This window comes from Hymenobacter artigasi, assembly GCF_012275535.1.
In the GTDB taxonomy this organism is placed as follows: domain Bacteria; phylum Bacteroidota; class Bacteroidia; order Cytophagales; family Hymenobacteraceae; genus Hymenobacter; species Hymenobacter artigasi.
On record NZ_JAAVTK010000020.1, the window covers coordinates 1 to 25,758 of the forward strand.

Consider the following 25,758-nt stretch of genomic DNA (forward strand, 5'->3'; position numbering starts at 1 on the left):
CGGTGTAGAGACGCATCTTTGCGTCTTGTCGTTGAAGGAAATCGCCCAACGACAAGACGCAAAGATGCGTCTCTACACCGTTTAAAATCAGAAGAATTAACTCAAATAGCGTCTAAGGCTTGGCCACTCTAACGGGTTTGAGTAGGTCGTCATGCAGAGCGCAGCGAAGCATCTTTACCGCAATAGTAAATCGAATTACTAGTGGCGGCCAAGATGCTTCGCTGCGCTCTGCATGACGACCTTACGCGCTGCGCAGCCAGGCCTTAGCCAGCTCCAAGTCCTGAAACAGCCGAATCTCGAAGTTTTGGCCCACGCGCGTCACCAGTTCGGCGGCCGAGGCCTGCCCAAAAATGCCCGGCGATACGATGTGCGCAAAGCGCTTCAGGCCCAGGGCCAGCGCTTGCGGCATCCAGTTCTCGGCAATCCATTCATTGGCCGAGCTCCAGGAACCGATGATTTCGCGGTTGTCGTTCAGCATGTGGGCGCATGGGTTTTCCCGCAGGAAATCAATGGTCGCCTGGCAGCCCTGGATAACTTTTTCGGTGGGCAGCACCCCCACCCAGTTGTTGTAAATCCACTGGTTGGCTGCATCAAATTCGATGGTTAAGAATACTTTGTCGAACGCGTTGACCAGGGATTTCTTCATGGGTAAACAGGGAGTAGTAGGTGATTATATCGAAAGGTAGCCATATTATTTCAGCAGTTCTCTTATAAAGCAAAAGGGCCAGTGCTTCGCAGCACTGGCCCTTTTGTAATTAGTTGGCTGGCACTACGCAGGCTGGGCGCTGCTCATTTTGTCGAGCGCATCCATCACCTCTTTCACGTGACCGCGCGAGGTTTCGAGCATGGCTTTCTCTTCGTCGTTGAGCTGCAGCTCAATCACGCGCTCCACGCCGTTTTTGCCGAGGATAACCGGGGCACCGAGGTACACGCCGTTGATGCCGTACTCGCCCTGCAGCTCGAGGCATACGGGGAACACGCGGCGCTGGTCGCGCACGATGGCTTCCACCATCTGGGCGGCCGCCGCGCCGGGCGCGTACCAGGCCGACGTACCCATGAGCTTCACCAACTCGCCGCCGCCGTTCTTGGTGCGCTCCACAATGGCGTCGAGCTCCGCTTTGCCGATGAGCTCGGTAACGGGAATGCCACCCACGGTGGTGTAGCGGGGCAGGGGCACCATGGTGTCGCCGTGGCCACCCATGAGCACGGCCTGAATGTCTTTCGGGCTCACGTTCAGGGCCTCGGCCAGGAAGGCGCGGTAGCGGGCCGTGTCGAGGATGCCAGCCATGCCGAATACTTTTTCGCGGGGCAGCTTGGCGGTGAGGTGCGCCTGATAGGTCATTACGTCGAGCGGGTTGCTCACGATAATGATAATAGCGTTGGGAGAGTGGGCCACCACCTGCTCGGTCACCGATTTCACGATGCCGGCGTTGATGCCAATCAGGTCGTCGCGGGTCATGCCGGGCTTGCGGGGCAGGCCGGAGGTAATCACCACCACGTCCGAACCAGCGGTGCGGGCGTAGTCGCTGGTTACGCCCACGGTGCGCGAGTCGTATCCGATAATCGGAGCTTTCTGCCAGATATCCAGGGCTTTGCCTTCGGCAACACCTTCCTTAATATCAACCAGGACAATTTCGTTAGCAATTTCACGGGTGGCGAGCACATCAGCGCAAGTTGCGCCGACATTGCCGGCTCCGACTACGGTAACTTTCATAGGAAAAGAATTGGGGGGTTGGAGTTTCGCGGGTAAAAGTACGGACGGGCCGCCCAAGCTTGGGTGAAAAAAGCAAGTTTTTACCCAAGCCGGAGTTCGGGAGTTAAATCGATTGCCCAAAAAACCTACATCCGCTGCACCGTCAGCACACGCTCGGAGGTTTCTTCCACCTTAAAACGGTCGTCGACGCGCCAGCCCACCACCCAGCAGATTTTGCCATCGGCCGAGGTGAGCACGCGCACGTCGTCCTTCAAATTCAGCGGCACTTTCTGGTCGATGAGGAAGTCGCTGAGCAGCTTTTTGCCCTTCATGCCCAGCGGCATAAACCAGTCGCCTTCCTGCCACTTGCGCAGCGTAAGCGGAAACTTAATTTTGTCGGCATCGAGCGCGGCCGTGCTTTTCGAGCGTGGGATGATGAAGTGCCGGGAGTCGTCGTGCAGCTCGGCTTTCAGGCGCATGCCATCGGCCAGCAGGTCGGTCTGACCCGCCGTCAGTTGGAAGGTGCCATACTGCGACAGCCGGCGCGGCGTGATAACCAGATGCTCCCGGTCCTTCACCAGCCGGTGCGTAGGCGAGTCGAACTTCCGGCCACTCTCGCCGGGGAAAGCGGCCACAATGTCCTTCACCACCAGCCACGAAAAACCGAACGGTCGTAGGATTTCGTGCAGCACCAGGGCCGTGGCGGCCGTTTTTTGCAGGGTGCTGATATTTAAATACGTTACCTCGGCCTCGTCGTGGCGGGCCTGGGCGGCGGTTTCCTCCACGTAGCGGCGCACGATTTCCTCGGCGCCGCCCACGCGCTCGGCGGTGCCGTGCATGGTCTGGTCGAGGTTGGGGTTGATTTCGCGCAGCACGGGCAGCACCTCAATGCGCAGCAGGTTGCGCTGGTACACGGGGCTGGCGTTGCTGTCGTCTTCGCGCCAGCGCAAGCCGCGTTCCGCCAGGTAATCGTGCAGGGCATCGCGGCCCAGGCCCAGCAGCGGCCGGATGATGTGCCCGTTTTTCACCTGAATGCCGTGCAGGCCGGCCAGTCCGGTGCCGTGCGTAAGGTTAAGAATCATGGTTTCAGCCTCGTCGCGCTGGTGGTGGGCCGTGGCGATGTAGGCGAGGCCCTGCGCCTGCCGTACCTGCTCAAACCAGCGGTAGCGCAGGAAGCGGGCCGCCATCTGGGTCGAAATGCCTTCCTGCTCGGCGTAGGCTTTTGTCTGGAAAAACTCGGCGAAGTAGGGGAGGCCATACTGCTTGGCCAGCTTGCGCACAAACTGCTCATCGGCGTCGGCATCTTCGCCGCGCAGGCCGAAGTGGCAGTGCGCCACTGCCACCTGCGCGCCCAGCTTGTGCAGCACATCGAGCATCACCACCGAATCGAGCCCGCCACTTACCGCGACTAGAATGGGGTCGTTTTCGATGGAAAATAGATTGTTTTCTTCAATGAAGCGGCGAACGGAATCAAGCATGGTGCAACGGGCAGCCCAGAGGGCCAATAAGTACTACAGTGCAAAGATGGCCGTTAGCGCGGCCTCCGTCCGTACCTTTGCGCCCTCAATGGCCGTATTCCGCGTTTTATTACTTCTGTGGCTGCTGCTGCCACTGCTGGGGCAGGCGCAACGCGCCACGCCGCCGGCTGCTAAAGGCTCGCCCATCAAATTGCTGACGGCCGGCGAACTGGTGGGCGGCGACTTTGAAGGGGTGAAAATCCGCAAGCTGATTACCAACGTCAGCTTTCAGCAGGACGACGTGTTCCTGTACTGCGACTCGGCCTACCAGTACCTGGAGCGCAACCAAGTGGAGGCCTTCAGCAACGTGCGCGTGGTGCAGAGCGACACCATGACCATCACCGGCGACCACGGCTTTTATGACGGGGCCCAGCGCACCGCCCGCATGACCGGCAATGTGGTGATGCGCGACCCGCGCATGACTCTGACCACGCCCAGCCTCGACTATGACCTGAACCGCAAAACGGCCTCCTACACCGAAACCGGCCACCTCACCGACCCGCAGAACACCCTAGACAGCCAGCAGGGCTTCTACGATACCAACACCAAAGTATTCGTTTTCAAGCAGAACGTGCACCTCGTAACGCCCGATTCGGAGCTGAACAACGACACGCTGCGCTACAACACCGTTAGCAAGATTGCCTACTTCAACGGCCCCACCCGCATCAAGGGCAAGCAGGGAAATCTGTACGCCGAAGGTGGTAACTACAACACCAAAACCCGCGTTTCGGACTTCAAGCGCAACGCCAAAATTGACACGCCCAACTACCTGCTGGGCGGCGACCAGCTGGTGTACGATGAGGTGAAGCAGTACGGCGTGGCGAGGGGCCACGTCTCGCTCACGTCCAAGAAGGACAACCTGGTGCTGCGCGGCGATGCCGGCAAGTACTGGCGTGCCCTGGGCCGCACCAAGCTCTACGGCGGCCGGCCGGTGGTGCGCAACATCGGCAGCCAGAAAGACACGCTTTACATGGCCGCCGACACGCTCATCAGCGTTGAGGCCCGGCCCGGCCAGACCACTACGCGCACCATTCTATACGCCTACCCGAAGGTGCAGATTTTCCGGGGCAACCTCCAGGGTATCTGCGACTCGCTGACCTACGACCGCCAGGACAGCATCATCTACCTCAACCGTGACCCCGTGCTGTGGCAGGCCAAAAACCAGCTCACGGCCGACTCCATCCAGATTCGCTCGAAGCGGGGCAAGGTGGACGAGATGCGACTCTATTCCAACGCGTTTGCCGTGAATCAGGACACGCTCCTGAATTTCAACCAGACCAAGGGCCGCAACATGATGGCCTATTTCCGCGACAATAAAATGCGCCGCGTGGATGTGCTCGGCAACGCCGAAAGCATCTTTTACGCCCTCGACGGCGACACCGTGACCACCGGTATGAACCGCGTGCTCTCGGCCAACATGCGCCTGCTGTTTCTGGATAGCAAGCTGAATAAAATCTCCGTCCTCTCCAATCCGGAGGCTAAGTTTATCCCGCCCCACGAGCTCAAGCCCGACGACGAGCGCCTGAAAGGCTACCAGTGGCGCGCCAAGGAACGGCCCACTCGCCGCCAGGTGTTGGGCAAACAGTTCGACGACCGCCCCAAAAAGAAAGTCGTGAAGAAGAAAGTGGTGAAGAAAAAAACCACTTCCGCTACCAAACGCACCACCAAACCCAAGGCCAAAACCACCAGCACCAAGCCCGCCGCCCCGGCCAAATCTGCGAAGCCGGCCACTAAACCCGTCATTTCCGCCCCGGCCAAACCAGCGGCCGCAGCTGCTCCCGCGCGGCGCTAGCTGCAACCTTTGGATGGCTACCGGGCATCTGGCTTTCAGCCGGGCCTGCTCGGCCGCCGGCCGGTTTGCCTCCGCCGGCTCAAATCGTTACCTTTGCACCCCTTATGCCGATTTCCCGCCTCACGGTTCTGTTTCTGCTCGTTAGTACGCTCATCCTGGGCTCCTGCGCCAGTGGCTACCAACGCCTGCTGAAAAGCACCGACGTCAATAAAAAATACGAAGCCGCCGTTAACTACTACGAAAAGGGCGACTTTTTCCGGTCCGGGACGCTGCTCGAAGACCTCATTCCGCTGCTGAAAGGCCGCCCTGAGGCTGAAAAAGCCCAGTTCTACTTCGCCAACACCAATTACAAGCAGCGCAACTACGTGCTGAGCGCGTTCTATTTCAAGTCGTTCACCGACACGTATCCGAACTCGGAATATTCCGAAGAGGCCTCGTACCTGCACGCCAAGTCGCTATTTCTCGACTCGCCGGGCTATGAGCTCGACCAAACTAATACGGTGTCGGCTCTCGAATCCATCCAGGATTTCCTGAACCGCTACCCCGAAAGCAAGTTCAAGGCCGAGACCGAGAACATGTCGCAGGAGCTCCAGCGCAAGCTGGAAAACAAGGCGTACGAAAGCGCCCGGCTCTATTACCAGCTGCGTTACAACCAGGCGGCCGTGGTGGCACTCACCAATTTCCAGTTGGGCTATCCGGCTTCGGCCTACGCCGAGCAGGCCGCCTTTCTGCGCCTGAGCGCTCAGTACGCCTGGGCCAAGGAAAGCATCGAATCGAAGCAGCGGGAACGTTTTTTGGATGCCGTGAGCTTCTACCAGCAATTTCTCGATGCCTACCCCAAGAGCAAGAGCCTGAAATCTGCGCAGGATATGTACGATTTCAGCCAGGCTGAGATTGTTCGCCTGAAGGCCGTGCCCACGGCCGCCGCCAATTAATTTGTCACTAAATCAGCCCATGAAACCCAATCCCAACACCCCGTCGAGCTCCATCATCACGCGCAACGTGGCCGACATTACCGGCGACAACGGCAACGTGTACGAGGCCATTGCCGTGATTTCGAAGCGTGCTAACCAGCTGTCGATTAAACTGAAGGAAGAGCTGAACGACCGCCTTGCCGAGTTCGCTTCCACGGTGGATAACCTGGAAGAAGTGTTCGAAAACCGCGAGCAAATCGAAGTTTCCAAGCAGTACGAGCGCATGCCCAAGCCTACCAGCCTGGCCATCGAGGAGTTCCTGCAAGGCAAAATCTACTACTCCACGCCCGAGCCGGAAGAAGTGCCGGTGCCCCGCGAGCTGTTTTAGCGTTTAGTGCATGGTTGTTAGTGCTTGGTGCCTGGTTTTAGCGAAGTTTGCATTATGACTGCACTAGGCACCAGAAACCAGGCACCAGGCACCAATTTAGCCGGCCGGCGCATCCTGCTGGGTGTCAGCGGCAGCATTGCCGCTTACAAAGCCGCACCGCTCACCCGCCTGCTCATTAAAGCCGGGGCCGAAGTGCAGGTCATCCTCACCGAAGCCGCCACGGCCTTCGTGACGCCCCTCACGCTGGGAACCCTCTCCAAAAAGCCCGTCCTGACGGGCTTTTTGCGTGATGCGGCGGCAGGCCAGTGGCACAACCACGTTGAGCTGGGCCTGTGGGCCGATGCGCTGCTGATTGCGCCCGCCAGCGCCAATACCATTGGCCAGCTGGCCAATGGGCTGTGCCCTAACCTGCTGTGTGCGGTGTATTTATCGGCCCGCTGCCCGGTTTTTCTGGCCCCGGCCATGGACCTGGATATGTTTGCCCATCCGGCCGTGACGCAAAACCTGGCCCGGCTGCGCTCCTTTGGCAACCACGTTTTCGATTCGCCCAGCGGCGAATTGGCTTCGGGCCTCAGCGGCCAGGGCCGCATGCTGGAGCCGGAGGACATTGTGGCGAAACTTATAGAAGGGTTGAATTTTGAGGGTTGAATGTTGAGTCGAAAAGAACATTTTTGTGCTTCTTTTTGACTGAGCAATTCCGTTCAACTCAGCATTCAACCCTTAAAATTCAACCCTTCCCAAGTGCACGTCCTCCTCACCGCCGGCCCTACCTACGAGCCCCTGGACCCCGTCCGTTTCCTCGGCAACCGCTCCACAGGCAAAATGGGCTACGCGCTGGCCGAAGCTTTCGCGGCTCAGGGGGCTACGGTTACGTTGGTGAGCGGCCCCAGCCAGCTGCCAGACCCGGCCAGCCCCCGCATCCACACGGTGCGGGTGGAAACGGCGGCGGAGATGTTTGCAGCGGCGGCCGAAGTGGCGGCTGAAGCCGACGTTTGGGTGTTTGCGGCGGCCGTGGCCGACTACCGGCCGGCCCAGGTGGCCGTTGATAAAATCAAGAAATCGGGCGAAACGCTGACGCTGGAGCTGGTGAAAAACGTGGACATTGCCGCCACCCTCGGCCAGCGCAAGCGGGCTGAACAATTTGCCGTCGGTTTTGCGTTGGAGACTACGAACGAGCTGGCCCACGCCCAGGACAAGCTGCACCGAAAAAACTTCGACCTCATCGTGCTCAATTCCCTGCGCGATGCGGGCGCGGGTTTCGGCCACGACACCAACAAGGTGACGGTGCTGGATGCGGCCGGCCAAATCGTTAATTTTGAGTTACAGTCCAAGGCCGATGTGGCCCGCGGACTGGTTAGCCTGATTCTGGCCCGTCTGACCCCTTCCTCATGATGCGAAAATTCCTCGCGGCCCTGCCCATATTTGCCCTGCTACTCCTTGCCGGCCCCGCCGCCCGCGCCCAGGAGCTGCTGGCCGAAGTACGCGTATCGACCGAAAACGTGACGATTTCGGACCCCACCATCGTCACGTCGATGCAGAACGACATCCGTACGTTCCTTAACAATCGTGCCTGGACCACCCAGACGTACCGGCCCGAGGAACGGATTCGGCTGAAGATATTTATCGGCATTACCGCCATCCCGCAGAACGGTACTTATAGCACCACCATGCGCCTGATTTCGACGCGCCCGGTGTATGGCACCGGCTACGAAACCAACGTGGTGAGCATCGTGGACCGCAATTTTAACTTCAATTATTCGCAGCAGAATCCCCTGGATTTTTCGCCCAACAGCTTCGTTTCCAATCTGTCGTCGCTCTTAGGGTATTATGCTTATCTCGTCATCGGGATTGACCGCGACACGTTTGCCCGACTGGGCGGCACGCCATATTATGAACTGGCCCGCAACGTGGTCAACTACTCGGCCAACCAGACGCAGACTAATGAAGCCGACGAAGGCTGGCGCGGCAGCGGCTCACGCGAGCGCCACTTCATCCTCGATAACCTGACCGACCCGCAGCTGGAAGCTTTTCGCACCGGCCTGTATGGCTACTACCGGCAGGGCATGGACATCTTTATCGAAAAGCCCGAAGAGGCCCGCGCCTCGGTGATGGCGGCCCTGACGGGCGTGCAGAAAGCCGCCCTCACGCGTCCGGGCACTTTGTTCGCCCGCGCTTTCTTCGATGCGAAATCGGATGAAATTGCCAACATCTTCCGCACAAGTCAGGACCAGAGCCAAAAGCAGCAGCTCGTGACTATGCTCACGGAGGTAGACCCGACAAATTCGGCAAAATATCAAACAGTTTTAAAGTGAATTATAAATTATGAATTATAAATTATAAATGTTGGCAAGTCGTTGTGAGACTGTCATCATAAACTCAATTTATAATTCGTAATTTATAATTCATAATTCAAAAATATGCTCGTCGATTTACGGATTAATAACTACGCGCTGATTGAGCAGCTGGAGCTGCGTCCGTCGCCATTGCTGAATATTATTACGGGCGAAACCGGGGCTGGTAAATCCATTATGCTGGGCGCCATCGGCTTGCTGCTGGGCAACCGGGCCGATTCGCGCATGCTCTTCGATACCGAGCGCAAGTGTGTGATTGAGGGGCAGTTCGATATTGCCAACTACCACTTGCAGGATATTTTTGAGGCCGAAGACCTGGACTACGACTCGCACTGCATTCTGCGGCGCGAAATCAGCCCAAATGGCAAATCGCGCGCCTTTGTGAACGACACGCCGGTGACGCTGGAAGCGCTACGGAAAATCGGGGCCAACCTGATGGATATTCACTCGCAGCACGATACGCTGCTGCTGGGCGATGGGGTTTTCCAGTTGAATTTGCTGGATTTGTACGCCGGGCTGGTGCCGCAGCGCACCATGTACAGCCACGCTTTCCGGCAGTACCGCAAGCTCGAAACCGACCTGCAGGCGCTGGAAGGTCAGGCGGCGCAGGCCAGCAAGGAGCTGGACTACAATAGCTTCCTGCTGAATGAGCTGGAGGAGGCCCGCCTCGACAACGAGGACCAGGACGCGCTGGAACAGGAGATAAAGCAGCTGGAGCACGCCGAAGAAATCAAGTACAAGCTGAGCCAGGCGCTGCACGGCCTGCGCGACAGCGAAACCTGCGCCACCGGCAACCTCAAGGAAGCCGTGGGCCTGCTGGGCCAGGTGGCGAGCTACGCCGATAACTTCCGCGACCTGCGCGAGCGGCTGAGTTCCTGTCTGATTGAGCTGCACGACATTGCCGATGAGGTAGAAACCGCCGAGCGCCGCACCGAAGGCGACCCCGCCCGCGCCGAGGAGCTCCAGGACCGTCTGAACGTGCTCTACACGCTGCAACGCAAGCACCAGGCCCGCGACCTGCCCGCCCTCATCGAAGTGCGCGACGCGTTGCGCCAGAAGGTGAGCTCGGTGCTGAGCCTGGATAAGGAAATTGCCCGCCTGCGCAAGGATTCGGATGCCGCGCTGGCCGCCGTGACCAAGCAGGGCAACAAGCTGTCGGAGAGCCGGCGCAAGTCGTTTCCGCACTTTGAAAAGCAGCTGGGGCTATTGCTGGCCGATTTGGGTATGCCGCACGCCCGCATTGTGGTGCAGCACAGCACCAGCGCGCCGGCCACCAGCGGCATCGACGTGGTGAGCATCCTCTTTACCGCCAACAAAGGCGCGCAGCCCCAGACGCTGAGCAAGGCCGCCTCGGGAGGCGAGTTCTCGCGCCTGATGCTGTGCATCAAGTACATGCTGGCCGATAAAACGGCTTTACCGACCATTGTTTTTGACGAAATTGACACCGGCATCTCGGGCGAAATTGCCGTGAAAGTGGGCCGTATGATGCAGCAGATGGCGCAGAAGCATCAGCTCGTGGCCATTTCGCACTTGCCGCAAATGGCGGCGGCCGGCGACGTGCACTACTTCGTGTACAAGGAGGACCGCGCCGACCGCACTGTGAGCCGCATCCGCGAGTTGACCCAGGAGGACCGCATCAAGGAAATCGCGCACATGATTGCGGGCGCCAAGCCCAGCGAAAATGCTTTCCAGAGCGCCCGCGAGCTGCTGGCGCTGCGGGGCGAGGTGGTTGGAATGTGAGGTAAGCTTTAGCTTGCCGCCAAATTCCTACTTTTGTCCAACACTTTTACCCCAACGGCAAGCTAAAGCTTACCTCACTTATATGGCCAACAACCTTCTCGCCGGCAAAGTCGGCATCATTTCCGGCGCCCTCAACGAACATTCCATTGCCTGGAAAGTGGCCCAGCGGGCGCACGCCGAAGGGGCGCGCTTTGTGCTTACCAACGCGCCGCTGGCCATGCGCATGGGCGAAATCAACAAGCTGAGCGAAGAGTGTAACGCGCCGATTATTCCGGCCGATGCTACTTCGACCGAGGAGTTGGAGGCGCTGTTTTCGGGTGCGCAGGAGCAGCTGGGTGGCAAGATTGACTTTGTGCTGCACAGCATTGGCATGAGCGCCAACATCCGCAAAAAGAAGCACTACGGCGAGCTGGACTACAAATTCTTCAACCAGACCATTGATGTTTCGGCCATGTCGTTTCATAAGATGATGGCCGTGGCCGAGAAGCAGGATGCCATGAACGAGTGGGGCAGCATTGTGGCCCTGAGCTACATTGCCGCCCAGCGCGCCTTCCTCGACTACACCGACATGACCCAGGCCAAGGCCATGCTCGAAAGCATTGCCCGCAGCTATGGCCAGCGGTTCGGCAAGCTGAAAAAGGTGCGCGTGAATACGGTGTCGCAGTCGCCTACCAAAACCACGGCTGGCACCGGCATCACTGGCTTCGACGCCTTCTACAACTTCGCCGACATGATGTCGCCGCTGGGCAACGCCCCGGCTGAAGCCTGCGCCGACTACTGCATCTCGCTGTTCTCGGACCTCACGCGCTACGTGACCATGCAGAACCTGATGCACGACGGCGGCTTCAGCACCACCGGCATCTCGGCCGAGATTGTGGACATGATGACCAAGGCAGCCGGCGTTTCGGAGCAATAAGCCTTCGTATTGATTGACCAGAAAGCCCAGCCACTTGGCTGGGCTTTCTGTTTTTAGACGCTTTTGGCATTTAAGTACTGGCGCAGAAGTAAGCGTATGCTCCGGTCCGACCGCCCAAGGCGGTCTGACCAGCAGGCCGGACTCGAATACAGTTACTTCTGCGCCAGTAGTTAGAATGATGCAGTGACGCGACCATTTTCGTCTCGGCTAATGCAACATTACCGGCATCGATTGCGCAGAAATTTCGTGCTTTCGGCGCTGCCAGCCGTTAGGTTTGCGCCACAATAACCGGCTTAACCTATGAAGAACCTATTGCTGCTAATGCTGCTGAGTTTCGGCGGGCTGGGCCAGGCCTTCGGCTACGACTTCGTGGTGGCAGCAGACGGCAGCGGCAAGTTTCGCACGGTGCAGGAGGCCTTCAATGCCGTGCCGGACTTCCGGAAAAAGGTCACTACCATCTTCATCAAGAAGGGGATTTACAAGGAAAAGCTCATTCTGGCCGGCTCCAAAAATATGGTCCGGCTCATTGGCGAGGACCGGGATTTGACCATCCTGACCTACGACGACTACAACCAGAAGAAGAACATTTTCGGGGAGGACAAGGGTACCTCGGGCTCGGCGAGCTGCTACATCTACGGCTCCGATTTTTCGGCCGAAAACCTCACGTTTCAGAACTCGTCGGGGCCGGTAGGGCAGGCGGTGGCCATGTGGGTGGATGGCGACAAGGCCGCGTTTGTGAACTGCCGGTTTCTGGGGTTCCAGGACACGCTGTACACGTTTGGGCGCGGTAGCCGGCAGTTTTACAAGGGCTGCTACATCGAAGGGACGGTCGATTTCATCTTCGGCTCCAGTACGGCATGGTTTGAGGACTGTGAGATTTTCTGCAAAAAGGGCGGGTACGTCACGGCCGCCAGCACGCCCGACACGGCGCGGTTTGGCTACGTGTTCAGTCACTGCCGCATTGGCGGCGATGCGCCGGCGGGCAGCTTCGGGCTGGGCCGGCCCTGGCGGCCCTATGCCAAAACTGTGTACCTGAATTGCGAGCTGGGGGCCATGATTCGGCCCGAAGGCTGGGACCCGTGGGAGAAAGAATCGAACAAGAAAACGGCCTATTATGCCGAGTATCAGAGCTACGGGCCGGGGGCGGCGGCGGCGGCTAAGCGCGCGCCGTGGGCGCATCAGCTCACGGAAGCCGAAGCCAAAAGCTATACCCGCGACAACGTGCTGCACGGCTGGCAGCCGGCCAAGTAGGGGCGGGGCTTGCCCCCGCCCGCCGTGCGAGCCAAAAAAACGATTCTGTTCAACGATGGGCGGGGGCAGGCCCCGCACCCTACACTTATGAAACTCCTATTTCTATTGCTGCTGGCCGCCGCGCCGGCTTTTGCCCAAACGGTTCCCAAAGCCGGCCCCATTACCGTGGCACAGGACGGCAGTGGCACTTACCGCACCGTGCAGGAAGCCGTGGATGCCGTGCCCAACCAATCGCAAACCACGGTTATCATCCGCATCAAGCCGGGCACCTACCGCGAAAAGCTGGTAGTTCCCACGCTCAAAATCCATCTCAAACTAGTTGGCGAAAATGCTGAAACCACCATCCTCACCTTCAATGACCACACCGGCGACGCGGCCGGGCATGACACGTATTCGTCGCACTCGGTGCTGGTGCAGGCCAATGACTTCGCCGCCGAAAACCTCACCTTTGAAAACAACGCCGGCTACACCGCCGGGCAGGCCGTGGCCCTGCACGTAGAGGGCGACCGCTGCACCTTCCGCCGCTGCCGCATAGTGGGCAACCAGGATATCCTGTTTCTGGCCGCTGGCCACACCCGCCAGTATTTCCAGAACTGCTACCTCGAAGGCACCACCGATTTTATCTTCGGGGCCAGCACGGCCGTATTCGACCATTGCATCATCAAGAGCAAGAAAAACTCGTTCATCACCGCCGCGTCCACGCCCGAGCAGCAGCCCTTCGGCTTCGTATTTCTGAATTGTAAGCTGAAGGCCGACACCGCCCTGGCACAGAAAGTACACCTCGGCCGGCCCTGGCGGCCCAACGCCAAAGTGGTGTACCTGAACACCGAGATGGGCAGCCACATTGCCCCCGCCGGCTGGGACAACTGGAAGAATCCTGCAAACGAAAAGACGGCCTATTTCGCGGAGTATAACTCCACCGGCCCCGGTGCCAAGCCGGCGGGGCGGGTGGCTTGGGCGCACCAGCTCACCGCGAAAGAAGCAAAAGCATACACGCTAAAGGCTATTTTTGCGGCCGAGGTGCCGTGGCAGCCGTGAAGAAAGTAGCGCGGACTACAAAGTCCGCGCTGCATCAATACCCCCGGCTCAAATCCACCAGATTCTCCAGCGGCTGGCCGTGGCGCAGGCGCTCCAGGTTGCGCAGCAGTACGTCGACTTTGCTTTCGTCCTCGTGGTGCTGGCCGCCGCCGGTGTGCTGGGTGAGCAGCACGTTGGGTAAGGTCCAGAGCGGGTTGTCGGCGGGCAGGGGTTCAACGGCGGTCACGTCGAGCACGGCCCCGCCGAGGTGGCCGGCCTGCAGCAGCTTGATGAGGGCGGGCTCATCGGTGGTGTTGCCACGGCCCACGCTGGCGTAAATGCTGCCCGGGCGCATGGCCTCCAGCAGCTCGGCCGAGAAAAAGCCCTTGGCGCTGCCCGGCAGAGTGTTTATCACGATGTCGGTTTCGGGCAGGGCGGCTTTCAGGTCTTCTTTGGAGTGAAGCTGCGCCTTGGGGTTGGTGCGGGCCAGCAGCTGCACGGGGCACTCGAAGCCGGACAGCTGCTGCTGCACGGCCAGGGCAATGGCTCCGGCCCCCAGCACCACCACGCGCTTGCCGCGCAGCAGGCCCGAGCGGTTGCGAACGTAGGCCCCACCCACCCATTTTTTCTCGGCTTGCAGCACAGCCAGCTCGCCTAGGTGGCGGTAGAGGGCCAACAGGCCGCCCACCATGGTTTCGGCGCAGGGCCAGGCGAAAAAGTCGCCCATATTGGCCACTGGCACATCCAGGTGCAGGTGGCGGTAGCGTTCGAAACCGGCCGAATCAATCTGCCAGAAACGCAGCAGGGGCGAGGTGCCGGCCGCCAGCCAGACGGGCGGCGGGTTGCCGAGCAGCACTTCGGCCTCCTGGAAGGCGGGAAACTGGTCTTCGGGGGCTACGTCGTGGCAGAACGTGACGTTGACCTCGGCCGGAAGCTGCTGTTGCAGGTAAGCGCGGGCGGAGGGGCTGAGGGGCGAATAAACGAAAAGATTCATAGCGGAGTGGCCGGCACGGCCGCAGGCAGTTGACAAGCGTGAGCCCCAGAAACGGGATGATGGGCAAAGTTGCTGCCCAGGCGGCGTACTTTTCGCAAAGAAGCGGCCCGACCAGCCGTATTTGCCGTTTTTTCGCGTATTCCGTCCGTTTCCTCTGCTTATGCGCGCCTACCTGCACCAGCACGCCCACCTCACCGATGCCGAGCTGGAACAAACCATGGCGCTTATCCAGCCCTGCACTTTCCGCAAAGGCACCGAGCTGTTCCACCCCGGCCCGCCGCCCGACCGGCTCTACTTCATCGAAACCGGCCTGGCCCGCGCCTACCGCCTTGTGCGCGGCGAGGACATCACCAGTGCCTTCTATGGGGTCGATTCCTTCTGTTTCGATACCCTGAGCATTGTGGCCCAGGTGCCCACCGAGCTGTATTTCGAATGCCTGACCGACGTGCAGGCCCATGAAATCCTCATTCCCGACCTCAATCGCCTGTTCCGCCGGGTGCCGCCCATCGAGCGCCTGGGTCGCCGCATCAATGAAAACCTGGTGTGTGGCCTCACCGAGCGCCTCCGGGCCTTCCAGATGGACGACCTGCGCACCCGCTACCTCGCCCTGATGCGCCAGAATCCTGAGCTGATTCAGCAGGTGCCCCAGCGGCACATTGCCACCTATCTGGGGGTGAAGCCGGAGAGCCTGAGCCGCATGCGGGCACAGCTGTGAGGGTAACTTGCTGGTATTGGTTGGCGCGCGTCTGCGACGCGTGCCGGCTGGCTCGCGCCTGTGACTCACGTTGCGAACGACTCGCAATTGCGCTGTTATGCGGGCTCTGTACCCGAGCCGCAGGCTCGCACCCAGTCGGCACGCGTCGCAGACGCGCGCCAGCGGCAACATGGGGATTGCGCATTTCTTAACCTAGGTCATTGGGGCCCGCGAAGCAAGCCGGTACTTTTACCCGCGCTCCCTTCCCACCCAACCCCTAGTCCTAATGGCCAAGCAAGCCTATTCCCGCCGCGACCTCGCGTTTCAGCTTCACGAAGTATTGCAGGTTGAACGACTCAACCGCTTCCCCTATTTTAAAGACCACGACCGCGGCTCCATCGACCTCGTGCTCGACACCGCCGGCCAGTTTGCCGACCAGCTCCTGAAGCCCCTGCTCACCGAGCTCGACCGCCAGGAGCCGCAGCTGGTGGATGGCACTATTCGCGTGCACCCTGGCGTGAAGGACATTGTGCACCGCTTCGGCCAGGATGGCTGGATAAACGCGCTGTTCTCCTATGAAGAAGGCGGCCAGCAGCTGCCTGGTACCGTGTACAACGCGGCGGTGTTTGCCATGCAGGCAACCAACTACTCGGCCAGCGTGCCGCCCTTCCTCACGCTGGGCGCGGCCAATTTGCTGCGCAGTTTCGCCGCGCCGGAGCTCACGGCTGCTTTCACGCCGCACATGTACGCCGGCCGCTGGCAAGGTACCATGGCCCTTACCGAGCCCGACGCCGGCAGCTCCCTCTCCGACATCAGCACCTCGGCCGAACCCACGGAGGATGGCTACTACCGGATTCGGGGGCAGAAAATCTATATTTCCTCCGGCGACCACGATGCCTGTGACAACGTGGTGCATCTCATGCTGGCCAAGATTAAAGGCGGACCAGCGGGGGCCAAGGGCATTTCGCTGTTTGCCGTGCCGCGCCAGCGCGTGGCCGAAGGGCTGCCCAACGAGGCCACGCAGCCGGAGGAATTAATTTCGAACGACGTGGTGACGGCCGGCATTTACCATAAGCTGGGCTGCAAGGGTGCCCCCATTGCCCACCTCATGATTGGCGGCGACGGGGACACGCGCGGCTACCTCGTGGGCGAGCCCAATAAGGGCCTCAGCTACATGTTTCAGATGATGAACGAGGCCCGGCTGGCCGTGGGCGTGAGCGCGGCGGCCATCGGCACGGCCGCGTACTACGCCGCCCTCGAATATGCCCGTGCCCGGCCCCAGGGCCGCCCCATTGCCAACCGCGACGTGACCCAGCCGCAGGTGCCCATCATCCGGCATGCCGATGTAAAGCGCATGCTGCTCTTTCAAAAAGCCACCATGGAAGGCGCCTTGGGGCTTCTATTACAGTGCAGCTACTACATGGATGTGGCCCGGGTAGGGGAGGGCGCGGAAAAAGAGCGCGCCGAGCTGCTGCTCGATTTGCTGATGCCCATCGCCAAAACCTACCCCTCGGAAATGGGCGTGCTGAGCACCAGCGCCGCCATCCAGGTGCACGGCGGGGCGGGCTACACCACCGATTTTCCGGTGGAGCAGTTCTGGCGCGAGTCGCGCATTCACCCCATCCACGAGGGCACCACCGGCATTCAGGGCCTTGATTTGTTGGGCCGGAAAATCACCCAGCACGGCGGCAAGGCCGTGGGCCTGCTGCTGGAAGAAATTCAGGCCACCATTGCCTCCGCCGCTGTCGTGTCCGAGTTGGCTCCGCTGGCCGCTCAGCTCACCAAAAACGTGGGCATTTTGCAGCAAGTAACCGGCCATCTGCTGGGCGTGGCAGCCAGGGACCACGAGCTATTCCTGGCCGATGCCACGCTTTACCTGGAGCTGGCCGGGCTGGTGGTAGTGGCCTGGCAGTGGCTGCGGCAGGCCCGCGTGGCCCAGGCCGCCCTGCCCGCCGCCCACCCCGACGACCAGAATTTCTACCACGGCAAGCTCATGGCCGCGCAGTATTTCTACGAATACGAGCTGGTGCGCGCCCCTGGTCTGGCCAAGCGCCTGCAATCGGCCAATGCCGTGACGGTGGCCATGCAGGAAGCGTGGTTTTAGCGTCACCTCACCCCCCGGCCCCCTCTCCTTGGGGAGAGGGGGAGGCTAACGGTTTTCGTAGGCACTCCTTTCTTCTGTTTTCCATCGCGCCGCCTCAGCTCCCCCTCTCCCCAAGGAGAGGGGGCCGGGGGGGGAGGTGACCCGTCAGCACATGAAAAAACTCCAAAACAAAGTCGTCTTCATTACCGGCGGAGCCTCGGGCCTGGGCCGCGCCGCCGCCGTGGCCGCCGCTGAAGAAGGCGCGAAAGTCGTCATCGCCGACCTGCCCGGCTCCGACCACGCCGCCGCGCTGGCCGAGGTGAAGTCCACCAGGGCCGAAGCCGTTTTTATTCCGCTCGACGTGACCGATTCGACCAATATCCAGCAGGCCATTGCCGCTACGGTGGCGCAGTTCGGCCGGCTCGATGTGGCGTTGAACAACGCGGGCATTGGCGAAGGCTTCTTTAGCTTCCTCGAAACCAGCGAAGAGTCGTTTCAGCGCATCATCGACGTAAACCTGACCGGCGTGTTCACCTGCATGAAGTACGAGCTGGCCCAGTTCATGCAGCAGGGTGGGGGCGTGATTGTGAACATGTCTTCCCTGGCTGGCCTGAAGGGCGCGGCGGGCCTGAGCGCCTACGTAGCATCCAAGCACGGCGTGCTGGGCCTCACCCGCGTAGCGGCCCAGGAGTTCGCCCGGCACAACGTGCGCGTGAATGCGCTCTGTCCGTACTACATCGATACGCCGCTCATTCAGGATGTTCACCCCGACCAGCGTCAGCAGATGATTTCGGCCAGCCCCATGAGGCGCCTCGGGCGGGCTGAGGAAGTAGCCAAGGCCTTTATTTACCTTGCTTCGGATGATTCGAGCTACACCAATGGCACCCAGCTGGTGATTGACAGCGGCATCATTTCGTGATGTAGCGCGGAAGTTCAATTCGCGACTCACGCACTAATCCAGCCCACTCGCGGACTAAAAGTCCGCGCTACTTCGCATTCAATATGGATTTCACTCCCAGCCCTAAAACCCAGGACTACCTTGCCCGCGTGCAGGCCTTTATGGCCGCGCACATCACGCCCATTGAAGACGACTACCACCGCGAAAATCTGGCCGCCAACCCTGGCGCCGACTGGCAAAGCTGGCGCGTGCTGCCCATCATCGAAGAGCTGAAAGCGAAAGCCAAAGCCGCCGGCCTCTGGAATTTATTTCTGCCTGATGCTACCCACGGTGCCGGCCTCAGTACCCTCGAATACGCGCCCATTGCCGAGGAAACCGGCCGCAGCTTCCTCGCGCCCACCGTGTTCAACTGCAACGCGCCCGACACCGGTAACATGGAAGTGCTGCACTACTTCGGCAGCGAGGCGCAAAAAGCGGAGTGGCTCGCGCCGCTGCTGGCCGGCGAAATTCGCTCCGTTTTCTGCATGACCGAGCCCGACGTAGCCTCCTCCGATGCCACCAACATGCAGGCCACTATTGTGGAGGACAACGACGAACTGGTGCTCAACGGCCGCAAGTGGTGGGCCACCGGCCTGGGACACCCCAATGCGAAGCTGGCCATTTTCATGGGCCTCTCAAACCCCGAAGCTGCGCCCCACGCCCGCCACAGCATGGTGCTGGTGCCGCTCGATACGCCCGGCGTGAACATCCGGCGCATGCTGCCCGCCTTTAGCGACTACGACCCGCCCTATGGCCACGGTGAAGTGTGGTTTGAGAACGTGCGCGTGCCCCGCGCCAACCTGCTGCGCGGCCTGGGCGAGGGCTTTGCCATCGCGCAGGGCCGCCTTGGGCCGGGCCGCATTCACCACTGCATGCGCTGCATCGGGGCCGCCGAGCGGGCGCTGGAATTGCTGATAACCCGTGGCCTCGCGCGCACCGCTTTCGGTAAGCCGCTGCTGCACCTGGGCGGCAACCTGGAGCGCGTGGCCGACCTGCGCATGGCCATCGACCAGGCCCGCCTGCTCACGCTGTACGCCGCCTGGAAAATTGACACCCAGGGAGTGAAAGCGGCCATGAGCGAGATTTCGGCCATTAAAGTAGTGGGCCCCAACGTGCTTCAGCGCGTGGTGGACGAGGCCATTCAAATTCACGGTGGCGCGGGCGTGTCGCACGACGTGCCGCTCACGGCCCTCTTCACCGTGGCCCGCGCCCTGCGCCTGGCCGATGGGCCCGATGAGGTGCACCGCGCCATGGTGGCGCGAGTGGAGCTGGCGAAGTATAAGGCGAAGCGGGAGTGAGTGAAACGAAACTCCCCTCCTCAGATGAGGAGGGGACGCTGGCGCGAAGCGCCAGCTGGGGTGGTTGAACTCGTTGAACGACACCCGAACAACACCAGAACAAACCCAACCCTAACCGTTCAACGCCCACAACCACCCCCGTTTCCGCTGCGCTGAAACATCCCCTCCTTGGTAAGGAGGGGAGTTTGACGTTCCATCTTTTCCTGACTTTATGACTCCTAATCCCGCCGCCCGCCTCCTCGACACCGCCGGCCCGCTACGCCCCGGCGAGGAGCTGGACGCTACCGCCGTCGATGGCTGGCTGAAGCAGCAGCGCCCCGACCTGCGTGGGCTGCCGCGCGTGACGCAGTACGCCGGCGGGGCATCGAACTGGACCTATCGCCTCGAATACGACAACGCTGACCTCATCCTACGTCGCCCACCAGCCGGAACCAAGGCCAAATCGGCCCACGACATGGGCCGCGAATACCGCGTGCAAAAGGCTCTGAAACCGGTGTTTCACTACGTGCCCGAGATGGTAGCCTACTGCGAGGACACCAGCGTTATCGGGGTCGATTTCTACGTGATGGAGCGCGTGGCCGGCATCATCCCGCGCAAGAACCTGCCACGGGGGCTGGAACTGCCGCCCGCCACCGTACACCAACTCTGTCTGAACGTGCTCGATGCGCTGATTGAGTTGCATCAGGTCGACTACCAGGCAGCCGGCCTCGCGGGCCTGAGCAGCGGCACCGGCTATACCCAGCGCCAGATTTCGGGCTGGAGCAAACGCTACACCCAGGCCCGCACCTGGAACGTGCCCAGCGGCCGCCGCATCATGCAGTGGCTGGAGGCGCACCAGCCGCAGCAGGAACGCATCTGCATCACGCACAATGATTTTCGGTTCGATAACGTGGTGCTCGACGCCGACGACCCCACGCGTATTCTGGGCATTCTGGATTGGGAGCTGGCCACCCTCGGCGACCCGCTCATGGACCTGGGCAACCTGCTGGCCTACTGGGTGCAGGCCGACGACGACTTCCTGGCCCAGGCCACCCGCCGCCAGCCCACCCACCTCCCGGGCATGCTCACCCGCAAAGAAGTGGTGGCCTACTACTGCGAAAAAACCGGCTTCCAGCCCGAAAAATGGGCGTTTTACGAGGTGTATGGCCTATTCCGGCTTTCAGCCATCGCCCAGCAGATTTATTACCGCTACCACCACAAGCAGACCCGCAATCCGGCGTTCAAGAACTTTTGGATTTTCGTGCATTACCTGCACTGGCGCTGCCGGCGGGCCATGCGTGGGAGTTGATAACGATACCAAAAGGGCGTCATGTCGAGCGCAGCCGAGACATCTTGCGTGCTCCCACAAATCAATGACGTGGCAACGATTGGATTACTATCACACGCGAGATGTCTCGGCTGCGCTCGACATGACGTTCAATTCATATCCTCATTCCCACCCTAAAACATGACCACCACCCGCCACAACATCCTCATCACCGGAGCCAGCTCGGGCCTGGGCGAAGGCATGGCCCGCGAATACGCCCGCATGGGCCGCAACCTCGCCCTCTGCGCCCGCCGTACCGACCGCCTCGACGCCCTCAAAGCCGAGCTGGAAACCGCTCACCCCACCATCAAAATCTTCGTGCGTGCCCTCGATGTGAACAACCACGACCAGGTTTTCGAAGTCTTCCGTGCTTTCCAGACCGACCTGGGCACCATCGACCGCATCATTGTGAATGCTGGCATGGGCAAGGGCGCCTCGCTGGGCACCGGCTACTTCCACGCCAACCTGCAAACGGCCCAGACCAACTTCGTGGCCGCGTTGGCGCAGTGCGAAGCGGCGCTGGAGATTTTTCGGGCCCAGAACGCGGGCCATTTGGTCACTATTTCGTCGGTGGCTGCCATGCGCGGCATGCCCCGCGCCCAAACGACCTACGCCGCCACCAAGGCCGGCCTCTCGGCCCTCACCGAGGGAATTCGGGCCGATTTGCTGAACTCGCCTATTAAAGTCAGCATTATGTACCCCGGCTATATCCGCTCCGAAATCAATGCCAAAGTGAAGAGTACGCCCTACATGGTGGATACCGAAACCGGCTGCCGGGCCCTCGTGAAAGCCATTGAGCGCGAGCCGGTGCAGGCCTTCGTGCCCGGCTGGCCCTGGGCCCTGATGGCCCGTGCCATGAAATGGCTGCCGCTGCGTTGGGTACAAAAGCTATTGTAATACAATGATTTAATTAAACAATTGCGGCGGTTTGCTGAAAAATCCGTTTCTTGCATGCCCAAATTCCTGACCCACCAGGAAAGTACGGTGACTGGCCTTTCGGAGCAAACCGCCGCATTTTGTCTTTGCTACTTACTTCTATCTCTGTGAATCAAACGCTACGTAAACTGCTGGTAGTGGCCGTGGTGGGCTTGCTCCCATGTACGCCAGCCCCCGCCGGGGCGCAAGGGCGGCCCGTTCGCACTCCGGCCGCACCGGCACCCGTCAATACCATTCTATTCGTTGGTAATAGCTTTTTTCACGGCAAATACCAACCCGTACTGGCTTACAACGCCGCCCACGTAACCGACGAGAACTACGGCCTGCCCGCTACCCACCCCCGTTGTGAAACCACCACCGGCGAGCCCGTGGTATGGGGCGGTATTCCCGGCATCTTCCAGAAATTCACCGAAGAAGCAGGCCTGAAATACGAAGTGCACTTCGAGGAAATTAACGCCCGGCCGCTGCAATACCACTACGAGCACGCCCTCCCCATCATTCAGCAGCCGCGCTGGAACACTGTGGTGCTGCAGGAGCACAGCCAGTGGGCCCTGCCCCCGCGCCACGGCGGCCACCCCGAGCTGTTCCGCGACTACGCTACCCGGCTGGAGCAGGCCGTGCACGCCGCCAACCCCGCCGCCAGCGTATTCCTGTTCCAGACCTGGCCCCGCGCCGACCTTTGCTACCCAGCCGGCACGCCCTTCGCCGGCCTGCCCATCGACTCGATGGCCCGCGAGCTGCACGCGGCCTACTACGGCTTGCTGGCGCAAAACCCGGGCTTCAAAAGCATCGCGCCGGCCGGCGATGCCTGGCTGCGCGCCGTGCAAACCGGCCTGGCCCAGCGCAACCCCTACGCCCCCGAGCCCGGCAAAATCGACCTCTGGGCCGAAGACCACTACCACCCCAGCAACTGGGGCGCCTACCTCACGGCCTGCGTACTGTTTGGCGAAATCACCGGCCGCGACCCCCGCGCCCTCGGCGCCGCCGAGCAGGCGGCCGTGGCGCTTGGCATCAGCCCGGCCGAGGCCGTTTTCCTGCAGCGCGTAGCCGCCGAGCAAGTACAGGCCGCCCGCCCCGGAGCGTTTGCCGACCAGCCGTTGAAATCGGGAAAAGCTGCGCCTGGTAAAGTCAAGCTCAAATCGTGACCTGCGCGCCGGGCGGGGTTAGCGGGATATTCCAGCCCGCCTCCGCCATTATCGCAACGCTGGTTTCATCGCGTGGCTGCAGGGTAGTCGCGGCCACGCGTACGCGCACAAGCTGGTCTGCAATAGTTAATTCCACTTCCGAGTAGCTGCCCAAAAACCGCACGGCCTGCACCGTGCCCCGGGCCCCGCCGCTGCCCACCGGCCGCAGCTGTAGCTGCTCGGGTCGCACCAGCAGGGCCGTGTCTTTTTTGATGCGCCGCCCCGGCAGCAGCGCCCGCCGGGCCGCGCCGCGCACCAGGTTATAGTCGCCAAACAGGGCCGCCGTGGCCTCGTCTACCGGCTGGTGGTAGAGTTGTCCGGGGGTGCCCTGCTGCACCAGCCGGCCCCGGTGCAGCACCAGAATCTCATCGGCCCAGCCCAGCACGTCGGCCGCGTCGTGCGATACCAGCAGGCAGGTAATGCCCAGCCGCGTGCCCAATTCATCAATGATGCCCTGCAAAAGGCGCTTGTGCGTCCGGTCAAGGTTCGAGAACGGCTCGTCGAGCAGCAGCAGGCGCGGCGCACCTAACAGCAGCCGCGCCAGGGCCACGCGCTGCTGCTCGCCGCCGGAAAGCTGGTCGGTGCGGCGCGTCATCAGGTGGGCAATGCGGCACAGCTCGTACACCGCCTGGGCTTCGGATTCGGGGCGCTTATTGGCGTAGCGTAATACCTGTTCCACGCGCAGAAACTGCGGCAAATCGGACTTTTGGGAGAGGTAGGCCACGCCGGGGTGGCCGGGCACCAGTACGTCCTGCGGCCCGCGCACACGGCTGCCGTTGGCCTGCACCGTGCCAGTAGTAGGCTGAATAAGGCCGGCCACCAGTTGCAGCAGCGTGCTTTTGCCGGCTCCGCTCTCACCGGCCAGCGCCAGCTTTTGCCCAGGCTTTTGTCTGAAGCTAATGGGCTTGAGCGCGGTAAAGCCGTTTTCGGTGAGGCTGAGGTTGGTTACAGTGAGAATGTCCATGCGGCCGCAAAGAACGGGCTTGGGTTCGCATCGTCTACTGCTGGCGCGCGTCTGTGACGCGTGCCGACTGGTGTGACGGTGGCTTACGAAGATAGCAGTAGCTGCTTGCCGGGCTTTTCGTGGGGATAGTTGGCAATGATGTCGCACAGGATGGCCATGTCGTGGGGGCAAGCCTGGGCGAAGGCTTGCCAGTGCTGCAACAGCCAAGCAGTCCGGCATTTCGACCACGGCGATGATGGCATCCCAAAAGGCGTCCCAGCTCACGCCGTACCAGTTGGGAAAGCCCAGCTCGCGTTTCATCAGCATGTGAAAAGCGGCTTTGGTGTCGATGTCTATGAGGTCGATGGTCATGGGGTAGATATACTACCGGCTGATTAATACCAACAGCTTTTTGTAAACTGCAAAACATAATTCGGCGTCTTGATACGCATTGTGATGAGCCGACCTTTCTAGTCCAAAATAATTAATACAGTCGGATAATGAATTTATCTGACTATCAAATTTCCCCAGCCTGTTAGCTACTTGTGATATTGTTTGCACATCAATATGTCTGTAATTGACTTTATTGAATTTATCCATCATGTCATTTTCATGACATACTTTTTTGAAAAAGCCCACATCGAAACTGATATTCCAAGATGCGAAACAAAAATCGTGGCCCATAGTGCTGAAAAAACGCTGAATAACGTCTCTTCTTGAGGGGCTTTCTAATAAGTCTCTGTCCGAAATACCATGAATGCTAAATGATTCATTGCTTATGTTTTTTCCTTTTGAAAGTTGAAATCTGGAATGAAACTTATTCTCAACAACAGATTCATTATTTACAATGATTGCACCAATTTCTATTGGCTCATCGCTGTATACATCAATGCCAGTAGTTTCAAAATCAATGAAACATATTTTAGGTGAAGTGTTTTTCATTCTTTTTAAAAGTTTCGCAACTCGTAAGAGCTTGTCTCTTCCATTACCCCACGTATTTCATCCATACACTTGCTAAAGATGCATCCGCTGTTACCGTTGTCGCGGACGTATAATGCCATTGGCTTTACTGACTTGTTAGTAGATATTTTTGATGGGCAGAATAATATATGGTTATCTAGCTTGTAAAAAGAGTAAAATACAGGATGTTTCTTCATTAGAAATATCTGAACTTTAGCTTTCAATAGCTTCTTTTTTTTTAGCTCGTCGAAATACGAAATCATGGTTTGCTGCGACTCCAGGACTCTTTGTTTGATACGCATAACATTGTAATTCGGGTCATTTGCTCCCCAATGTTTGCCGAGGCCATTGATAAACTCATTGTCTTCGTGGTACATGAAGATTTTGATTGTTGATTTCTTCTTGGCAACTATGTCAAGGGAGTCTCTTATGTTACTGAATGTAGTTTGTCCATAGGTCAAATAAATTATTATATCAGTTGAGTTGCTTACTGATTTTCGTAAATCAAAATCGGAAAAATTTTGATAGTATTTCATAATGCCTGCGCCAAGCACTTCTTTGGACATCTCAAAGTGCTTAAGCATATTATCTGCTATCTCCGACCTAGATGAAAGGTCAAAGTAAATTCCAACAATCAGACCAGTCAATATTGCAAGCAGTATGTTAAAGACTACATTTATTGATGTATTTGCAAGACCAACTTTGTAAACTGTTTTAAGGTATTCAAACAGAAAGACCAGAGCCAACAAAGAGACGGTTCCGAGCCATAAATAACCTTTCTTGTTCATCGTTTTGCTTGTTAAGTTGTAATGAATCACATCTGGGTGTGCATTCGAGGTTTACA

The 25,758-nt window shown here is 59.5% G+C and carries 24 protein-coding genes and 1 pseudogene; 17 read left to right on the forward strand and 8 right to left on the reverse strand.

The genetic code is table 11. The features are described from left to right. Positions 1 to 241: 241 nt before the first annotated feature. The 3 genes from HBN54_RS20900 to tilS form a co-directional block, all read right to left on the reverse strand. Positions 242 to 646, reverse strand: coding sequence for an STAS/SEC14 domain-containing protein (locus HBN54_RS20900; RefSeq protein WP_168675184.1), 405 nt, complete (start codon positions 644 to 646; stop codon positions 242 to 244). A gap of 123 nt (positions 647 to 769) precedes the next feature. Beyond that, entirely contained in the window at positions 770 to 1,714 is a 945-nt protein-coding gene (mdh, locus tag HBN54_RS20905) for a malate dehydrogenase (protein ID WP_168675185.1), read from the reverse strand. Between the two features lie 125 nt (positions 1,715 to 1,839). After that, positions 1,840 to 3,171, reverse strand: a complete 1,332-nt coding sequence (gene tilS, locus HBN54_RS20910; protein WP_168675186.1) for a tRNA lysidine(34) synthetase TilS — start codon at positions 3,169 to 3,171, stop codon at positions 1,840 to 1,842. 88 nt (positions 3,172 to 3,259) lie between these two features. Here tilS and HBN54_RS20915 point away from each other — a divergent pair, with 88 nt between their 5' ends. The 10 genes from HBN54_RS20915 (at position 3,260) to HBN54_RS20960 (ending at position 13,600) form a co-directional block, all read left to right on the forward strand. Continuing rightward, positions 3,260 to 5,002: an OstA-like protein gene (locus HBN54_RS20915; RefSeq protein ID WP_168675187.1), complete on the forward strand. Its 1,743-nt coding sequence runs from the start codon at positions 3,260 to 3,262 to the stop codon at positions 5,000 to 5,002. Between the two features lie 104 nt (positions 5,003 to 5,106). Beyond that, positions 5,107 to 5,937 carry an outer membrane protein assembly factor BamD gene (locus HBN54_RS20920; protein WP_168675188.1) on the forward strand — a complete coding sequence of 277 codons (831 nt, stop codon included), beginning with the start codon at positions 5,107 to 5,109 and terminating at the stop codon, positions 5,935 to 5,937. Between the two features lie 19 nt (positions 5,938 to 5,956). Then, entirely contained in the window at positions 5,957 to 6,304 is a 348-nt protein-coding gene (locus HBN54_RS20925) for a DNA-directed RNA polymerase subunit omega (protein ID WP_168675189.1), read from the forward strand. A gap of 54 nt (positions 6,305 to 6,358) precedes the next feature. After that, complete coding sequence (locus HBN54_RS24070) at positions 6,359 to 6,952, forward strand: flavoprotein (RefSeq protein WP_168675190.1); 594 nt, start codon at positions 6,359 to 6,361, stop codon at positions 6,950 to 6,952. Between the two features lie 93 nt (positions 6,953 to 7,045). Then, positions 7,046 to 7,696: a phosphopantothenoylcysteine decarboxylase domain-containing protein gene (locus tag HBN54_RS24075; RefSeq protein WP_168675191.1), complete on the forward strand. Its 651-nt coding sequence runs from the start codon at positions 7,046 to 7,048 to the stop codon at positions 7,694 to 7,696. Beyond that, positions 7,693 to 8,616: a type IX secretion system protein PorD gene (gene porD / locus HBN54_RS20940; RefSeq protein WP_168675192.1), complete on the forward strand. Its 924-nt coding sequence runs from the start codon at positions 7,693 to 7,695 to the stop codon at positions 8,614 to 8,616. The genes HBN54_RS24075 and porD overlap by 4 nt, the downstream gene beginning before the upstream one ends. Positions 8,617 to 8,721: 105 nt before the next feature. Further along, a complete protein-coding gene (recN, locus tag HBN54_RS20945) occupies positions 8,722 to 10,395 on the forward strand; it encodes a DNA repair protein RecN (RefSeq protein ID WP_168675193.1) in 1,674 nt (557 codons plus the stop codon). Positions 10,396 to 10,477: 82 nt separating this feature from the next. Continuing rightward, positions 10,478 to 11,311, forward strand: a complete 834-nt coding sequence (locus HBN54_RS20950; RefSeq protein WP_168675194.1) for an enoyl-ACP reductase FabI — start codon at positions 10,478 to 10,480, stop codon at positions 11,309 to 11,311. Positions 11,312 to 11,611: 300 nt separating this feature from the next. After that, positions 11,612 to 12,562 carry a pectinesterase family protein gene (locus HBN54_RS20955; RefSeq protein ID WP_168675195.1) on the forward strand — a complete coding sequence of 317 codons (951 nt, stop codon included), beginning with the start codon at positions 11,612 to 11,614 and terminating at the stop codon, positions 12,560 to 12,562. A gap of 87 nt (positions 12,563 to 12,649) precedes the next feature. Further along, positions 12,650 to 13,600: a pectinesterase family protein gene (locus tag HBN54_RS20960; protein ID WP_168675196.1), complete on the forward strand. Its 951-nt coding sequence runs from the start codon at positions 12,650 to 12,652 to the stop codon at positions 13,598 to 13,600. A gap of 34 nt (positions 13,601 to 13,634) precedes the next feature. On the opposite strand, the gene HBN54_RS20965 is transcribed toward HBN54_RS20960, so the two are convergent. Continuing rightward, positions 13,635 to 14,573 carry a D-2-hydroxyacid dehydrogenase gene (locus tag HBN54_RS20965; protein WP_168675197.1) on the reverse strand — a complete coding sequence of 313 codons (939 nt, stop codon included), beginning with the start codon at positions 14,571 to 14,573 and terminating at the stop codon, positions 13,635 to 13,637. A gap of 160 nt (positions 14,574 to 14,733) precedes the next feature. Between HBN54_RS20965 and HBN54_RS20970 the strand changes: the two genes are divergently transcribed. The 7 genes from HBN54_RS20970 to HBN54_RS21000 all read left to right on the forward strand — a co-directional run bounded on the left by HBN54_RS20970 (position 14,734) and on the right by HBN54_RS21000 (position 22,972). Beyond that, on the forward strand, positions 14,734 to 15,288 hold the full coding sequence (locus HBN54_RS20970; protein ID WP_168675198.1) for a Crp/Fnr family transcriptional regulator: 555 nt from the start codon (positions 14,734 to 14,736) through the stop codon (positions 15,286 to 15,288). A 265-nt stretch (positions 15,289 to 15,553) separates the two neighbouring features. After that, positions 15,554 to 17,371 (forward strand): acyl-CoA dehydrogenase, encoded by a 1,818-nt coding sequence (locus tag HBN54_RS20975; RefSeq protein ID WP_168675199.1) that lies wholly within the window; start codon positions 15,554 to 15,556, stop codon positions 17,369 to 17,371. Between the two features lie 151 nt (positions 17,372 to 17,522). Then, positions 17,523 to 18,269, forward strand: coding sequence for an SDR family NAD(P)-dependent oxidoreductase (locus HBN54_RS20980; protein ID WP_168675200.1), 747 nt, complete (start codon positions 17,523 to 17,525; stop codon positions 18,267 to 18,269). Positions 18,270 to 18,352: 83 nt separating this feature from the next. Further along, positions 18,353 to 19,585 (forward strand): acyl-CoA dehydrogenase family protein, encoded by a 1,233-nt coding sequence (locus HBN54_RS20985; RefSeq protein WP_168675201.1) that lies wholly within the window; start codon positions 18,353 to 18,355, stop codon positions 19,583 to 19,585. A gap of 211 nt (positions 19,586 to 19,796) precedes the next feature. Continuing rightward, positions 19,797 to 20,873, forward strand: a complete 1,077-nt coding sequence (locus HBN54_RS20990) for a phosphotransferase family protein (protein ID WP_168675202.1) — start codon at positions 19,797 to 19,799, stop codon at positions 20,871 to 20,873. 159 nt (positions 20,874 to 21,032) lie between these two features. Then, the gene (locus HBN54_RS20995) at positions 21,033 to 21,788 is read left to right on the forward strand and encodes an SDR family oxidoreductase (protein ID WP_168675203.1); all 756 of its coding nucleotides are present in this window, start codon (positions 21,033 to 21,035) and stop codon (positions 21,786 to 21,788) included. A 146-nt stretch (positions 21,789 to 21,934) separates the two neighbouring features. Beyond that, complete coding sequence (locus HBN54_RS21000) at positions 21,935 to 22,972, forward strand: hypothetical protein (protein ID WP_168675204.1); 1,038 nt, start codon at positions 21,935 to 21,937, stop codon at positions 22,970 to 22,972. Here HBN54_RS21000 and HBN54_RS21005 read toward each other — a convergent pair. The 4 genes and pseudogenes from HBN54_RS21005 to HBN54_RS21015 form a co-directional block, all read right to left on the reverse strand. Continuing rightward, positions 22,962 to 23,975, reverse strand: a complete 1,014-nt coding sequence (locus HBN54_RS21005; RefSeq protein ID WP_235955644.1) for an ABC transporter ATP-binding protein — start codon at positions 23,973 to 23,975, stop codon at positions 22,962 to 22,964. The genes HBN54_RS21000 and HBN54_RS21005 overlap by 11 nt on opposite strands. 225 nt (positions 23,976 to 24,200) lie before the next feature. Next, positions 24,201 to 24,326, reverse strand: a pseudogene (locus HBN54_RS24160) (barstar family protein); the annotation flags it as partial. A 12-nt stretch (positions 24,327 to 24,338) separates the two neighbouring features. Then, positions 24,339 to 24,896: a 3'-5' exonuclease gene (locus tag HBN54_RS21010; protein WP_168675206.1), complete on the reverse strand. Its 558-nt coding sequence runs from the start codon at positions 24,894 to 24,896 to the stop codon at positions 24,339 to 24,341. A gap of 5 nt (positions 24,897 to 24,901) precedes the next feature. Next, positions 24,902 to 25,702, reverse strand: a complete 801-nt coding sequence (locus tag HBN54_RS21015; RefSeq protein ID WP_168675207.1) for a hypothetical protein — start codon at positions 25,700 to 25,702, stop codon at positions 24,902 to 24,904. Between the last annotated feature and the right edge of the window lie 56 nt (positions 25,703 to 25,758).